The following is a 14,096-nucleotide window of genomic DNA, read 5'->3' as shown; positions in this document are numbered from 1 at the left end:
GGCTACTTTCCGGGACAGGGAATAATCGAAAATTAGTTCCTGCCGGAGAAGGGGGCAAGCCGCCGCCATGTCGAATGCGTAATGCGGGGTTGGCGTGCCGCGGCGTCCCCCCGCGCAAGCCTTGCCTGGCAAGGCTTGCGCGGGGGGACGGATCGCGCGCTAAGTACTTCCACTTGGCCGACTGACAAAACCTGACGCCGCCGTTTGGCATGCGCCGATATGGGGCGGACTTTTACAGAAACATGCCGCCGGAGGCTTCCACGCGTTGGCCGTTGACCCAGCCCGCGCCGTCGCTGAGCAGGGTGGCGATGGCGCCGCCGATGTCGTCTGGCCGGCCGACGCGGCCCAGCGCGGTTTGCGCGGCGATATGGGCATTGACCTGCTCGTTGTCGCGCACCAGGCCGCCGCCGAAATCGGTTTCAATCGCGCCGGGGGCGATGACGTTGACCGCGATGCCGCGAGGGCCCAGTTCCTTGGCCAGGTAGCGGGTCAGCACTTCCACGCCGCCCTTCATCGCCGCGTAGGCGGCGTAGCCGGGCAGGGCGAAGCGGGTCAGGCCGGTGGAGACGTTGAGAATGCGGCCGCCGTCGGCGATCAGCGGCAGCAGTGTCTGGGTCAGGAAGAACGGTCCTTTGAGCTGGATGTTCATCAATTGGTCGAACTGCGCCTCGCTGGTGTCGGCGAAGGCGGCGTGAATGCCGATGCCGGCATTGTTGACCAGAAAGTCGAAGTCGGCGCGCTGCCATTGTTCGCTCAGCGTCTGACGCAACTGGGCGGCAAAGGCGCCGAAGCTTGCGCTCTGGCCGACGTCCAGCGGCAGCGCGGCGGCCTTGCCGCCCAAGGCCCGGATTTCGGCAACCACCGCCTCGGCGTCGGCGGCGCGGCTTTGATAAGTGAGGACTACGTCCACGCCCTGGCGCGCCAGGTGCAGGGCCGCGCTTTTGCCCAGGCCGCGGCTGCCGCCGGTGATGACTGCGATCTTCTTGCTCATGGGAATCTCCTGTAGGGGCGGGTGCAGGTTTGGACCCGATGAGCTCAGTTTATTGTGTGGTTTTCGATAAACAAATATGGGTTATTTAATTATAGTGTTCGTATATTCATAACAATTGGCGGTGGAGATGAACAAGCTGGAAGCAATGCAGATTTTTGTCCGGGTAGCCGAGCTATCCAGCTTCACCCAGGCGGCGGACAGCCTGGGCCTGCCTAAGGCCAGCATCTCGGTGGCGGTTAAACAGACTGAAGCCTGGCTGGGCGCGCGCTTGTTGCATCGGACCACGCGCAAAGTGCAGATGACCCAGGACGGCCAGGCTTTTTACGAACGCTGCAAGGATGTGCTGGCGGAGATGGACGAGCTGCAGGGCATGTTTCAGCGCGGCGAAGAGGCGCTGAGCGGGCGGCTGAGGGTGGATATGCCCAGCGGCGTGGCGCGTTACCAGGTGTTGCCGCGCCTGGACGAGTTTCTGCAACGCCACCCGAGGCTGGAGCTGGAGTTGAGCAGCACCGATCGCAAGGTGGACATCGTGCGCGAGGGCTTCGATTGCGTGTTGCGGGTGGGGGAGCTTAGCGACTCCAGCCTGGTGGCGCGGCCGCTGGGACGCTTCCGGCAGCTCAATTGCGCCAGCCCGGCTTATCTGGCGCGCCATGGCACGCCGGCCGGCCTGGAGGACCTGGCGCGGCACCGGTTGGTCCATTATGTCTCCACCCTGGGGGCGCGCCCGGCCGGCTGGGAGTGGCGGGACGAAAGCGGCAGCCATTGGCTGGCCATGAACGGCAGCGTCATCGTCAACAACGCCGACGCCTACCAGGCGGCCTGCCTGGCCGGCTTGGGACTGATCCAGGCGCCGGAGTCCGGCGTGCGTCATTTGCTGGACAGAGGCGAACTGGTGGAAGTCTTGCCGGAATTCCGCGCCGCGCCGATGCCGGTGACCTTGCTGTATGCCCATCGACGCAACCTGCCGCGCCGCGCGCGGGTATTCATGGATTGGCTGGCGGAGGCGCTGGCGCCCCACTTGCTCTGAATCCGGCGCAAACATGGCGGCGCAGGGGCAAGCTGCCCTATCATGTAGGCCGGTCAACCATTTTAGAACCTGTTTACGATCAGCTGCGCGTTGGCGATACGGCGTTGAAAACCCCTTCGAAATGCTCATGTACCGTGTGTACATTCCGCTTTCTCAGCGGTTTTCGCCTTGTCTCGCCTTAGCTCGCGAGATCGTAAACACGTTCTTACTTCGTCATATTCCCACCATGATTGTTAGATCCACCTCTTCCTGGCTGCGCTTGCTGTTTGTCTGGCACGGTTCGGTGTTGCCGCGCATCATGCCGCGCCTATTGCTGGTTTTCTTCATTTCCATCGCCGCCGCCGCTGTGCGCGGCTGGTGGTTGAGCGAGCACGCGGATTCGGCGCTCAGCATTCCCGCCTTCACCTTGATGGGGGTGTCGCTGGCCATCTTCCTGGGCTTTCGCAACTCGGTCAGCTACGAACGTTTCTGGGAAGCGCGCAAGCTATGGGGCAGCTTGCTGATCGTCAACCGCTCGCTGGCGCGGCAGGCCTTGTCGCTGGCGCCGGACAACGCCGACGCGCGGCACTTGATAGACGGCTGTTGCGCCTTCGCTTACGCGCTGAAGGCGCAGCTGCGCGGCGACGACGCCGACGCGCATTTGCGGCGGCTGCTGCCGGAGGAGATCCTGGACAAGGCGTTGGCGGGACGCTTCAAGCCGGCGTTGATCCTGGCCTGGTTGGGACAATTGACCGCGCGCATGCGCCGCGACGGCGCGTTGAGCGATATGCAATGGCATGCGCTGGACCGCAATCTGAACTCCTTGTCCGAAGTGCTGGGCGGCTGCGAGCGCATCGCCTCCACGCCCATCCCTTTCACTTACCGGGTGTTGCTCAACCGCACCGTCACCGTGTACAGCTTGTTGCTGCCGGCCGGCCTGGTCACCAGCATAGGCTGGCTGACGCCGGCGATCGCCGTCTTCATCGCCTACACCTATCTGGCCTTGGAAGTGATAGGCGAGGAGCTGGAAGAGCCGTTTGGCAAGGAGGGCAACGACCTGCCGTTGTCCGCGCTGTGCCACGGCATTGAGGCCTCGCTGCGCGAGATGCAGGGCGAGGACGTGGCCGCGCCGGCGCCGGAGCAGCAGGGCATTTATTTGTATTGAGCGGGACTTGGAGCCTGTTTACGATCTGCTGCGCGTTGTGGAGCGTTACACGGTGAGTACTCCCTCACAATGCTTATCTACCCCTTGACCATTCCGCTTTTTCGCTCGTTTTCGCCTTGTCTCGCTCTGGCTCGCGGGACTTTGAACAGGCTCTTATAGCGCGGCCAGCTCATCCAGGCGAATGATGCGCGCTATCGTTTCCAACTGACGCATCGAGGTTCGATGCTCTTCTTCGCTGGCGGCGGCGCAGCCGTCTTCCAGCACTAGTACCTGATAATCGCGGTCGTGAGCGTCGCGCGCGGCGGCCTGCACCGCCCAGGTGCTGCTGACCCCGGACAGGATCAGGCGTTCAATGCGGTGCGCGCGCAGCACGGCTTCCAGCGAGGTGGCGTAAAACGCGCTGACGCGGGGCTTGATCACGATGGCGTCTTCCGGCCTCACGTCCAGATCCGGATGGAAGGCGGTGCCGGGGCCGGACAGGTCCAGCGCGCCGAATTCGTGCGCGCGGCCAAACAGCGGCGAGTTTTTGGCTTGCTCCACATAGGAGGGCGAGAAGCCCACTTTCACCTGTACCACCAGCCAGCCGCGGCGGCGCGCCTCGGCAATGGCCTGGTTGGCGGCGGCGATGACGCCGCGTTGGCGTGCGTGCTCGGCGCAGCGGGCAACCTTGCCGCCGTCTACCATGATGTCGTGGATGTAGTCCAAACCAATAAAAGCGGTGTTCATCGCTGAGCTCCTTAAGACCCGCTAACAAAACCCCTGATCCTGCGTTGCGCCTCCTGGTCGTACCACTTGTACTGTAGCTTCGCAGAAACTTCGTTTTCTGCGTCGGCGCGCCTTGGCTCAGGTTCTCTGTGAGGTTTTGTTAGCGGCTCTAATTACGTATTGATCAAGGCTGGCGCGCGGCCGGCGGTTCAGCGGCGGCCAACTCCGCCAGTACCTCGCCGGCGGCAAGCAGCAGCTCCAGGCGTTGCGGCGGCAGCCCAGCCAGCGCGGCGCGCAGCCAATCGTCTTTGCGCAGGCGGTGAGCCTCAAGGACGCTGTGGCCGGCTTCGCTCAGACGGATCCGGACCTTGCGGCCGTCTTCGGGATCGGCCGCGCGCAGAATTAGCCCCCCGGTCTCGAGCTCGCGCAGCAGGCTGGCCAGATTGGAGCTGCGCAGCTTTTCCGCGCGAGCCAGCGCCGACGGCGTTGCTGCGCCGTCGGCACGTTCGATGCAGGCGAGCAATGAGAGTTGGGCGAACGGCAGTTCGTCGTCCTGCGCTTCCAGGCGCAGCCGGCGCGTCAAGGCCATCAGTTGCAGGCGCAGCCGGGAAGCGGCTTCCGGTGTGACGGTCAGGTGTGGCATTCCGCTATTTTAGCATAGCTATGTTTATATAGATAAATGTGGAAGGAGCGGCGCGAGGATGGTTGCCGAGCGGCTTAAGAACCTGTTTACGATCTGCTGCGCGTTGTGAGACGTGACAGGGTGAGTCCCGCTTCGAAATGCTCATGTACCGTGCGTACACTCCGCTTTCTCAGCCGTTTTCTCCTTGTCTCGCTCTGGCTCGCGAGATCGTAAACACGTTCGAAGCGCCGCGCTTACCGCCTCGCGGCCCGCATTGAGCGGAGGCTTAACTCGGCTTCGGACAGTTGCTCATCCAGCGTATGCCGAAGCGGTCGACCAGCATGCCGAAGCGGGCCCCCCAGAAGGCGTCGTGCAGCGGTTCGTTGATCTGGCCGCCTTGAGCCAGGGCTTCGAAGATCGCCGTCTGCTCCGCTTCGCTGTCCAGCATGAAGTTCAGCGTGATGTTTTCTCCCAGAACGGGCGTGCGGCCCGGCATGCCGTCGGAGGCCATGAAATGAACGCCTTCGGCTTTGAACTCCGCGTGAAGAATCTTGTTCTTGGCTTCGTCCGGGCTGGGGAAGTCCGCGTCGCCGAAGCGCATCAGCGCCACAATCTCGCCGTTGAAGCATTGGCGGTAGAAGGCCAGCGCCTGTTCGCACTGGCCGTGGAAGTTGATGTAGGGCAGCAGGGTTTTCATCAGAGAGACTCCTGGTGGTGGGGGAGAGGCCGGCTTTGCTGCAGAACCTGTTCACGATCTGCTGCGCGTCGGCGATACGGCGTTGAACCGTATCTTTGAAATGCTCATATACACTCTGCTTTCTCAGCCGTTTTCGCCTTGTCTCGCCCTTGTTCGCGAGACTTTGAACAGGCTCTTAGCTCGCGATATCGTAAACAGGCGCTTCGGGCGGCAAGCATTGCCGCAGCGCGTCGCTGACGGCCGCCGCGGTGGCGGGCCGGGTCAACCGGGCGGCTTCCTGGCCGTGGCGCAGGAAAATCAGCGTAGGCCACAGCTTGACGCGGTAGCTGCGCCCCAAGCGGCGGCCCGGCCCGTCTTCGATTTGCAGATGACGGACGCCGGGGCATTCCGCCAACGCTTGTTGAATCAAGGGCTGGGCCGCCTGGCAATGGCCGCACCAGGGCGCGCCGAATTCCAGCACGGTGACGCCGGGCTGGGCATCCAGTTGGGCGCGTTCCGGCGCCGGGTCGCGGTAGAGTTGGTCCATGGTCTGGGAGGGGCTGGGGTGAATTTTAAATATGCCAAAAGACTGATGCGTTTGCCAGCGCTTTTGATGCAGGGGGTAGCGGCACGGGCTTGCCAAAACCGGGCAAAACCGCGACGATGCAGGCCGTTTCGTCAATGGCCCAGGGTTTGAAATCATGAAATCGCGCAATGTTTCCGGCGGCTTGGTGTACTCCACCGAACACGGCCGCATGTGTCCGCAGTGCGGCTTCGCCGTTGTCCAATGCCAATGCGGCAAGCAAGAGACGCCGGCCGGCGACGGCGTGGTGCGGGTGCGCAGAGAAACCAAGGGCCGCAACGGCAAGGCGGTCACCGTGATCCAGGGCGCGCCGCTGAACGCGCTGGAGTTGGCGCAACTGGGCAAGCAGCTGAAAAACGCCTGCGGCAGCGGCGGCACGGTCAAGGACGGTGTGATCGAGATCCAGGGCGATCACTGCGAACAGGTGGTTGGGCTGCTCAAGCAGCGCGGCTGGACGGTGAAGCGCGCAGGCGGCTAGCAGCCGTTCCCCGCCCGCGACGCTCTGCCCTCGTCGGAATGAAAAAGCCCGCGGCAAGCCGCGGGCCAAGGCTGATACTGGGGGACTACGCCGGCTGCGCCTGAGCCTGGCCGACGCTGAGCGAGGCCCGCCGTTGTAGTTCGGCGGCGAATTGAGCGCCGAACTGTTCCAGATACTGGCGCTGCAGCAGACATTCATGCGGCGCGCTCACTTCATACTCGATCAGCTTGCCGGAGATGTAAGGCTGCCACAGCGACGGCTGCTGATCCTCGGGGCGCAGGATGTCGGTGGTGGCGCGGATGAAGATCAAGTCGCCGTCGTAGCGTTGATAGCGGCAGCGGGCGAGCAGCTCCAGCATCAGCTTGGAGTCGTTCACCAGGCGGGTCAGAAACTCATCGCCAACCTGGCTGCCGCCCAGCACTTCCTCCATGGCGCTCTTCAGCCCCTTGATGCCGGCGCGCGGCGCGCCGACGATGGCGCGCGTCATCCGGGTGATGATGGTGGCGTCGTCCAGCTTCAGAGAAGCCGGCCCGCCTTGCAGCGGGTAGCTGTCGAACATGCACAGGAAGCTGACCTCATGGCCGTCGGCCTGCAGCATGGCGGCCAGGCGCAGCGCCAGGTTGCCGCCCACCGACCAGCCGGCCAGTTGGTACGGCCCGCGCGGCTGCACCGCCTGGATGCGCTGCCGGTATTCCTCCGCCAACTCATCCAGCGATTCAATGACGCGGTCCGGGTCGCGCAGTATCGGAGACTGGATGGCGTACAGCGGCTGATCCTCCGGCAGGAAGGGCAGCAGGCCGGCATAGGGCCAGGCGATGCCGCCGCCCGGATGGATGCAGAACAGCGGGGGCCGGCCGCCCTGAACGCGCAGCGGCAACATGGCGTCGAAGGGATCGCTGAAAGCGGCTGGCCGCTCCAGCCGCTGAGCCAGTTGGCGCGGAGTGGGGGCTGCCAGGAAGTCGGCGATGCCCAGAGAGACGCCGAAGGTTTCCCTGATAGTGTTGATCAGCTGCAGACCCAGCAGCGAATGCCCGCCCAGCGCGAAGAAATTCTGATTGGCGTAGACCTCCCCGCATTCCAGCGCTGTCGCGAACAGCCGGCACATGATTTCTTCTTCCGGGGTGCGCGGCGGCGCTTGCTCGCCGTCGTCCTGCAGCGTCGGCGTGGGTAGTTCGTTGGTGGCCAGCTTGCCGTTGGGCGTGAGCGGAAAGGCTGGCACCACCATGATGACGCTGGGGATCATGTGATGGGGCAATTGACGGCTTAGCGCCTGTTTCAGCCCCTCGCTGTCCAGCTCCAACTGCTGGTTGGCCACATAGCCTACGATGGCCGGGCCGTGCGGCAGATCGCGCAGCAAGGCCACGGCGTCCTCTACGCCGCCGCAGCCTAGCAAGGCGTTTTTGATCTCGTCCAGCTCGATGCGCAGCCCGCGCAGCTTGATCTGGTTGTCCTGGCGGCCCTGATAGTGAATGCGGCCAGCGTGGTCAAAGAATACGCGGTCGCCGGCTCGGTACATGGTGTCGGCGGGGTCCAGCAGATCGGGGACGAAGCCTTTGGCCGTCAGCTCCGGGCTGTTGCGGTAACCGCGGGCCACGCCGGGTCCGCCGATGAACAAGTCTCCCCAGGCGCCGGGCGGCAGCAGCCGTTGCCGCGGGTCCACCACGTAGAGCCGGGTGTTGGCTGTGGCGGGGCCGATGGACAGGTCGCCGTCGCCGTAGTCGGCGTTGATCGAGGTGGCGAAGGAGGTTTCGGTCGGACCATAGACATTGAGCAGACGGCAGTGGGAGAAGCGCGCCAGCAGCGCCGGGGTGCAAGGTTCTCCGCCTAGCATCAGGACGGTGTCCCGAGGGAAGTCCTCGGTCTGGTGATAGGCCAGCAGGCTGGGCGTCATCACCAGCAGTTTGATGTTTTCCCGTTTCACCAGCGCGGCTAGCGGCTTGCCGGGCGCGCTGGAGACTTTATCGCAGAGGACCAGGGTGGCCCCGGCCAGCAGCGTCATCATGATTTCCAGAACCGACATGTCGAAACCGGCCGCGATGAATTGCAGCACGCGCTGGCCGGCTTGCAACCCCGCCGCCCGGATGGCGGTATCCGCGATGGGCACCAGGTTGCGGTGAGTCACTTCCACGCCCTTGGGCTTGCCGGTGGAGCCCGATGTGTAGATCAGATAGCCCGGCGCGGAGGGGAGCACGCGAGGGAGCGGGAGAGCGGCAGGCGGCAGCGCGTCCAGCGCCTCGGCGCCCAGATAGAGCAGTTTCTCCGGCGCAAGCTCGGTTTTGACGGCGCCGCCGGCGGTGACGATGACCGCGGCCGGCGAGGCGTCGGCCAGAATGTATTCGATGCGGGCTTCCGGCAGATCGGGGTCAACCGGCACATAACCGGCGCCGAGTTTGAACAGCGCCACCGCCGCAACCGCCCATTCGATGCTGCGCGATACGATGACGGCGACGTCGTCGCCGGGTCGCACGCCGCGCGTCAGCAGCAGGCTGGCCAGACGGTTGGCGCGGTCGTCCAGCTCGGCGTAGCTGAGTTCGCGTTCGCCCTGGCGCAGGGCCGGCAGGTGGCCGTGGCTCCGCGCGGAGGCGGCGAAGGCGTCGGCGAAGACTGGCGGCGCGTCGGCGCGCGCCGGCAGCGGATAGCAGCGCTCGAGTTCGTCGGGCAGCAGCAGTTGGTAGTCTGAGGCGAAAGTTTCCGGCGCGTCGACGAAACGCTCCAGCAACAAAGTCATCCGCGCGTAATGCAGCTCCAGCGCCTCGAGCGGGTAAAGATCGGCGTTGGCGTTGAAGCCTATCTCCAGCCGGCCGTCGGCGTTGCGGTCGAAGATGTCTATGCCGAGATGGTCGGCGGGGCCGTTGGCGACGTTCTGAACCGTGGCTTCGCAGCCGTCGAAGTCCACTTCCTGGTCATAGGCCACGATATTGAGCAGAGTGTTGAACAGCGGCTTGTGGCCGCGCTCCGCGTACAGGTCGCGGATCATGGCTTCCGAGCGGTAGCCCTGATGCAACAGATGACGCCGCAACTGGCGTTGGATGTCCGCCGCGACGGACAACACCGTGGATTCCGGCGTAAACGAGATGCGCAGCGGCAGGATGTTGGCCACCATGGCCGGAATCTCGCGCAAGGCTTTCAATTGGCGGGCGGCCACCGGCATGCCCACCGCCAGCTCGCTTTGTCCGGTCATTCTGTGAAGATAGGTGGCGCAGGCCGCCAGCAGCACGCTGGACAGGCGGAGCCGACGCAGGGAAGCGGTTTCCCGCAGCCCGTCCACCGCCGCGCCGGAGAAGACCTTGCGTAGCCGGTTCAGCTTGCGTAGGGGAGCTTCGCCCGGCACCAGCTGGGTGGGGTCGGGAAGATCCAGACAGTACTGGCGCCAATAGGATTGGTCCTTGAGATAGGACTCGCTCTGGCGATAGGCCTGCTCCGCTTCGAACACCTGACTTAGCGGCTGCGCCGGCAGCGGCTCGATGGCTTCTCCGCGCGCCAGCCGGACATAGCAGTCGGTAATGTGTTTGAACAAGATGGCGTGGCCGAAACCGTCCACCACCAGGTGAGAGCCCAGCTCTATCATGCGATGACGACGATCGGCCAGCTTGACGATCAGATAGCGGATCAGCGGTTGCCCGGCCAGGTCCATATCGTCGGCCAGCAGTTCTTCCAGCATGGCCGAGTAGGCCTGCTCCGGATCCGGTTTGGCGGACAGGTCGTGCCAGGAAAAATAGTCGTCGTGCAATTGGGGGCGGAGGCGTTGCCGGTATTGCCCGGTGGACGGGTCCGTTTCGAAAGTGGCGCGCAAGGTGTCCACCTGTTGGCACACGGTTCTGATGGCTTGTTCCAGCAAGGGCGTTTGCAAATCGCCGTTGAATTCGATCACATCGCACAGGTGGTAATGAAGGTTGCGGCCTTCTTGACCGATGGCCAGGCAGACTTCTTGCTGAGCGGCGCTCAGCGGGCAGATTGATTTATCTTCTAGCATGACATTTCCAATATATTGTATTTACAGTTAATTTAATGTGTTTAAAATTAAGTCAATGGCAGATACGGGTGTGGCTACAAAGACAGAAAAAGCGCGCGTTTCGCTATTGCGGCGGGTTTAGAGCCTGTTCAAAGTCTCGCGAGCAAGAGCGAGACAAGGCGAAAACGAGCGAAAAAGCGGAATAGTCGAGTGGTACATGAGCATGTTGAGCTTGTACTCACCGTGCAACGCTCCACGAAGCGCAGCAGGCTTTGAACAGGCTCTCTAGAGCGGCTAACAAAATCAGTTTTACGGCTGGGGCAAGGCGCGCCGACGCAGGCAGTACTTGAGTACGGCAAGTCGGCGCAACGCAGCATCAGGGGTTTGTTAGCCGCCTTAGTACATGGCTCGGTTTACTGGCGGCAGATGGGCGCGGGGAAGGGGGGATCTGTCGGCGACGCCGTGGATTGGCGTGGGCGGGTGTGGTAGGTGCGCGTTATGGCGTTTTTCATGGTTGCCCTGCACATGTCGTATAAGACAGGTCGAATATGTCGTTTTGATAATACGGGGCAATTATATCAATGCGGCATGAAATTTACACAGTAAAATTCACTCGACATATGTCGGCAAGAGGGATTTGTCTCATTTGTGCAAACGCACATTTTGAGACGGCTGATAAAACATTAACCTTGCTCAATGCACGCTTTTAAAGGCTGTGGCAGCTCTGTGGCAAACGGTGCATCGCAGCAAAATTGCTGCGGGCTGGAAAGGCGGGCGGGGCGGTCATGCCGCGGCGCGACAAAAGGGAGGAGGTGTGACGGGCGGGCAAGAAAGGCGCATGGGCTGCTCAATCCCATCCAGTTGACGCCTGCGTTGAGTTGAATTTAATGCGCAAAGAAAAAGACCGAAATTCCGACGCCCTCTGCTGAGGGCGCCATGCATTTCGGTCTTGTGCGACAGTTGACCCGGGAGGATCAGAACTGTTGTTAACACCTCACAGGGCAGGAAAGAGTAGGCCATTGCACAAATTTCCCTTGTTAAGGACACCTCGAATAACCCGAGATTTTCAGTGAACCCGGCAGCAACATGATTGCCGCGACCACATTTGGCGCAACGTCGAAATGCTGGCTGTCGTGCGTGCTAGCGGTATCGGTCTCGAACTTGCGAATCAGCTTGTATTTGTTGTCGACGTTCACCGACAGCTTGTAGCCGAAATAGGATTTGCCGTGCTTCTTGGTCCAGCTTGCATCCTGGTCCTTCTGGCGCCGCTTGGCCGGTTTCCAATCGGCCGGCGTCGCGCCCTGATCGAGACGTTCTTGCTCGCCGCGACTGTTGTGCTGCTTCGGCGCCGGTACCAGCGTCGCGTCAATGATCTGACCACCGCGTGCGATATAGCCCTGCTTGAGCAACTGGGCTGACACACCGTCGAACAGCACATGAGCGCCATGTCTCACCGATCCGGTTCTCGAAGGTCCAGATCGTGGTGCGGTCGGGGATATTAACGGCGTGGCTCAGACCACAGAAACGCTGCTAACTCATACGGTCGAGCAGTTGATACTCCATCTACTCGTCGGACAGGTTGTAAAGCCGCTTGAGCACCAGAATCCGCAGCATCGTTTCGGTCGGAAACGGCGGCCGACCGCCCTGCGGGCTGACCGGTCTCGGTGCCACCCGGTCGATCTGGGCAGCTAAAGCAGCAAAGTCGATATGCTGCTCGATCTCGGAGAGCGGATCGCCCAGCCGGTCGATCTTCGTGGCGGTGATGATCGGCGGCGAACAGGTCGTTCTTGATGGCGTTGCGCTGTTTCATCGGGCTCAAGCTCGGCAAGGTTCAGGACATCGTAATTTTAACAGCAGGTGGGCTCGTCTAGGTTTTTCGAGGTGCCCACCACAGTCCAGCGTGAAGACGGCAGCTATCAACTGCTCAGCGCCGAGCACGTGTTTCACGACTACCAATACAGCAAGGATCACCAGATCGCCTTGCCGGAGTTGGAGAGCATTGTTGCGGCTTGAGCGCGACAAGGCGAGACAGACAAATAACCGGAGGCGAAGCTTCCGGTTTTTTTATGTGTTACGTATTTTCACGTAGTTACCTTGCGAGTGTCATTATTTAAAATGGGAACATAAATACCATTTAAATAATTTAAAATAATCACTCTAAGCTTCCGTGAACCATACACTCATTCAGGCCGCCGTTTTGGGCGGCTTTCTTGTCCCCGCAGCCGGAGCGTCCGCGCTGGACGAACAAATTCTTCGGCATCAGCAACAACAACTGGAGTTGCAGCGCGAAGAGCTGCAACGGCGGCCTGATGTGCTCCAATCTCCCTCCGCGCCCAGTCCTGTCGCTTCGCCTGCCGCTGCGGAGTCTCATGAAGACGCGTGTTTCACTGTGAAGCAAATCGCGCTGGAGGGCATGCCCGACGCCTGGCGCGGCTGGCTGCCTTCGGTGGCGGCTCACTGGCAAGGACAATGCCTGGGCTTGGCCCAACTGGATCAAGTGGTGGCGGAGTTGAGCAATGCAATGGTGGAGCGCGGCTATGTCACCAGCCGGGTGTATCTGCCGGAGCAGAACCTGAAGCAGGGCCGCTTGCGGCTGGCGGTGGTGCCGGGGCGCATCCATCAAATCCGGCTCAAGGACGGGCCGGGCGATCGCGGTCTGGCGTCCGCCTTTCCGCTTGGCGGTGGCGACATTCTCAATGTGCGCGCGCTGGAGCAGGGCCTGGAACAACTGGGGCGGGTGCCCACCCAGCAGGCGACGATGGAAATCGTTCCTGGCCAACAGCCTGGCGAAAGCGATGTGGCGGTCAGCCGCAGTCGCGCGCGCCAGCTGACCGGGCAGCTGAGCCTGGACGACAGCGGTCAGCCCGCCACTGGCAGGCTGCAGAGCAACGCTAGCCTGCTGTTGGGCGGCGGCGCCGGCTTCAACGACTTGCTGTCCCTGTCCTGGAGTCAGGACGCTGAACATATAGCCCATCCGCTGAGCCAGGCGCATACCGTGTCCTGGCTGTTGCCCTGGGGCGACTGGACCGCTTTCGCCAGCTATAGCGCGTTCGCGTACCGGCAAACGGTGCAGGGCGTCAACCAGTCCTTCTCTTCCAGCGGCCACAGCCGCAATACCCTGTTGTCGCTGGCGCGTTTGCTGCACCGTGACCAGAGCAGCAAAACCGAACTCAAGGCCAGCCTGACCCGCAAAGCTTCGCGCAGTTTTATCGAGGATGCGGAAATCGCGCAGCAACGCCGCGATCTGACCATCGCCGGGCTGGAGCTCAGCCATCGCCGCTATCTGGGCGAAGCGGTGCTGGACGCCTCGTTTAGCTATCAGCGCGGCATCGGCGGCTGGGGCGCGCAAAACGAAGAGCAAACGGCCGCCTCCGGCTTCACCGCCCGCCATGAGCTGTTTCAAAGCCGTCTGGCCTTGCAGCTGCCGCTGCGCTTGGGCAGCCAAACCTGGCGTTGGAGCAGCGAGCTGCGCGGCCAGTACAGCGCCGATCCGCTGCTGCCCTCGGAACAGTTCTCCATCGGCAGCCGTTACACCGTGCGCGGCTTCAACAGCAACAGCCTCAGCGGCCGCGGCGGCCTGTATTGGCGCAATGAACTGAGCGCGCCGCTACCGGTCTTGGCCGGCGCGCAGCTGGAAGGCTATCTGGGCCTGGACGCCGGCAGGGTGTCGCATCCGGCTTACGCCGACGATACCAGCCGCAGCCTTTCCGGCTGGGCCGCCGGCCTGCGCGCGCAGTTGGCGGGCAAACTCAGCGCCGAGCTCAGCCACGAACGCGCGATGCGCCAGCCGCAAGGCTGGAATCGGCCAGCCATCACCCATTTCAATCTGACTCTGCTCTGGCAATAAGCCCGTTTTGCCGAGCTCCCGGCCTTGAGCGTGCGTTCAAGGCCGGGCCCTGTCCCGTTTCGACGACGCCA

Annotated in this window: 11 protein-coding genes and 1 pseudogene; 5 read left to right on the top strand and 7 right to left on the bottom strand. The window is 62.6% G+C overall.

All coding sequences use genetic code 11. The features are described from left to right. Positions 1-232: 232 nt before the first annotated feature. On the bottom strand, positions 233-991 hold the full coding sequence (locus DXT74_RS18315) for an SDR family NAD(P)-dependent oxidoreductase (RefSeq protein WP_081556147.1): 759 nt from the start codon (positions 989-991) through the stop codon (positions 233-235). A 127-nt stretch (positions 992-1,118) separates the two neighbouring features. Between DXT74_RS18315 and DXT74_RS18310 the strand changes: the two genes are divergently transcribed. Both DXT74_RS18310 and DXT74_RS18305 read left to right on the top strand, forming a co-directional pair. After that, positions 1,119-2,018: a LysR family transcriptional regulator gene (locus DXT74_RS18310; protein ID WP_194426699.1), complete on the top strand. Its 900-nt coding sequence runs from the start codon at positions 1,119-1,121 to the stop codon at positions 2,016-2,018. Positions 2,019-2,244: 226 nt separating this feature from the next. Next, positions 2,245-3,162, top strand: a complete 918-nt coding sequence (locus tag DXT74_RS18305) for a bestrophin family protein (RefSeq protein WP_043591580.1) — start codon at positions 2,245-2,247, stop codon at positions 3,160-3,162. Between the two features lie 153 nt (positions 3,163-3,315). On the opposite strand, the gene DXT74_RS18300 is transcribed toward DXT74_RS18305, so the two are convergent. From DXT74_RS18300 to DXT74_RS18285, 4 genes are all read right to left on the bottom strand, one after another. Beyond that, positions 3,316-3,888 (bottom strand): cysteine hydrolase family protein, encoded by a 573-nt coding sequence (locus DXT74_RS18300; RefSeq protein ID WP_043633712.1) that lies wholly within the window; start codon positions 3,886-3,888, stop codon positions 3,316-3,318. Between the two features lie 163 nt (positions 3,889-4,051). After that, entirely contained in the window at positions 4,052-4,510 is a 459-nt protein-coding gene (locus DXT74_RS18295) for a MarR family winged helix-turn-helix transcriptional regulator (protein ID WP_194426698.1), read from the bottom strand. A gap of 265 nt (positions 4,511-4,775) precedes the next feature. Continuing rightward, on the bottom strand, positions 4,776-5,186 hold the full coding sequence (locus DXT74_RS18290) for a VOC family protein (protein WP_019102151.1): 411 nt from the start codon (positions 5,184-5,186) through the stop codon (positions 4,776-4,778). Between the two features lie 175 nt (positions 5,187-5,361). After that, positions 5,362-5,712: a thioredoxin family protein gene (locus DXT74_RS18285; protein WP_114151977.1), complete on the bottom strand. Its 351-nt coding sequence runs from the start codon at positions 5,710-5,712 to the stop codon at positions 5,362-5,364. Positions 5,713-5,866: 154 nt separating this feature from the next. Between DXT74_RS18285 and DXT74_RS18280 the strand changes: the two genes are divergently transcribed. Then, positions 5,867-6,226, top strand: a complete 360-nt coding sequence (locus DXT74_RS18280; RefSeq protein WP_194426697.1) for a translation initiation factor Sui1 — start codon at positions 5,867-5,869, stop codon at positions 6,224-6,226. An 85-nt stretch (positions 6,227-6,311) separates the two neighbouring features. Here DXT74_RS18280 and DXT74_RS18275 read toward each other — a convergent pair whose 3' ends face one another. Both DXT74_RS18275 and DXT74_RS18270 read right to left on the bottom strand, forming a co-directional pair. Then, a complete protein-coding gene (locus DXT74_RS18275) occupies positions 6,312-10,199 on the bottom strand; it encodes a non-ribosomal peptide synthetase (RefSeq protein WP_194426696.1) in 3,888 nt (1,295 codons plus the stop codon). Between the two features lie 1,094 nt (positions 10,200-11,293). Continuing rightward, positions 11,294-11,988, bottom strand: a pseudogene (locus tag DXT74_RS18270) (IS5 family transposase); the annotation flags it as partial. 71 nt (positions 11,989-12,059) lie between these two features. Here DXT74_RS18270 and DXT74_RS23070 point away from each other — a divergent pair. Beyond that, positions 12,060-12,191 carry a hypothetical protein gene (locus tag DXT74_RS23070; protein WP_255524771.1) on the top strand — a complete coding sequence of 44 codons (132 nt, stop codon included), beginning with the start codon at positions 12,060-12,062 and terminating at the stop codon, positions 12,189-12,191. 376 nt (positions 12,192-12,567) lie between these two features. Further along, positions 12,568-14,025, top strand: coding sequence for a ShlB/FhaC/HecB family hemolysin secretion/activation protein (locus tag DXT74_RS18260; protein WP_194426695.1), 1,458 nt, complete (start codon positions 12,568-12,570; stop codon positions 14,023-14,025). Positions 14,026-14,096 lie beyond the last annotated feature (71 nt).

The organism is Chromobacterium sp. Rain0013 (assembly GCF_015291765.1).
Classification (GTDB): Bacteria; Pseudomonadota; Gammaproteobacteria; order Burkholderiales; family Chromobacteriaceae; genus Chromobacterium; species Chromobacterium haemolyticum.
The sequence above is the reverse complement of the archived record's forward strand: the minus strand, read 5'-3'. Positions and strand labels throughout refer to the sequence as shown.

Excerpts from the sequence above, each read along its gene's own strand:
- DXT74_RS18275 (WP_194426696.1), bottom strand. The coding sequence starts at position 10,199 with ATGCTAGAAGATAAATCAATCTGCCCGCTGAGCGCCGCTCAGCAAGAA.
- DXT74_RS18315 (WP_081556147.1), bottom strand. The coding sequence starts at position 991 with ATGAGCAAGAAGATCGCAGTCATCACCGGCGGCAGCCGCGGCCTGGGC.
- DXT74_RS18285 (WP_114151977.1), bottom strand. The coding sequence starts at position 5,712 with ATGGACCAACTCTACCGCGACCCGGCGCCGGAACGCGCCCAACTGGAT.
- DXT74_RS18295 (WP_194426698.1), bottom strand. The coding sequence starts at position 4,510 with ATGCCACACCTGACCGTCACACCGGAAGCCGCTTCCCGGCTGCGCCTG.
- DXT74_RS18290 (WP_019102151.1), bottom strand. The coding sequence starts at position 5,186 with ATGAAAACCCTGCTGCCCTACATCAACTTCCACGGCCAGTGCGAACAG.
- DXT74_RS18310 (WP_194426699.1), top strand. The coding sequence starts at position 1,119 with ATGAACAAGCTGGAAGCAATGCAGATTTTTGTCCGGGTAGCCGAGCTA.
- DXT74_RS18300 (WP_043633712.1), bottom strand. The coding sequence starts at position 3,888 with ATGAACACCGCTTTTATTGGTTTGGACTACATCCACGACATCATGGTA.
- DXT74_RS18305 (WP_043591580.1), top strand. The coding sequence starts at position 2,245 with ATGATTGTTAGATCCACCTCTTCCTGGCTGCGCTTGCTGTTTGTCTGG.
- DXT74_RS18280 (WP_194426697.1), top strand. The coding sequence starts at position 5,867 with ATGAAATCGCGCAATGTTTCCGGCGGCTTGGTGTACTCCACCGAACAC.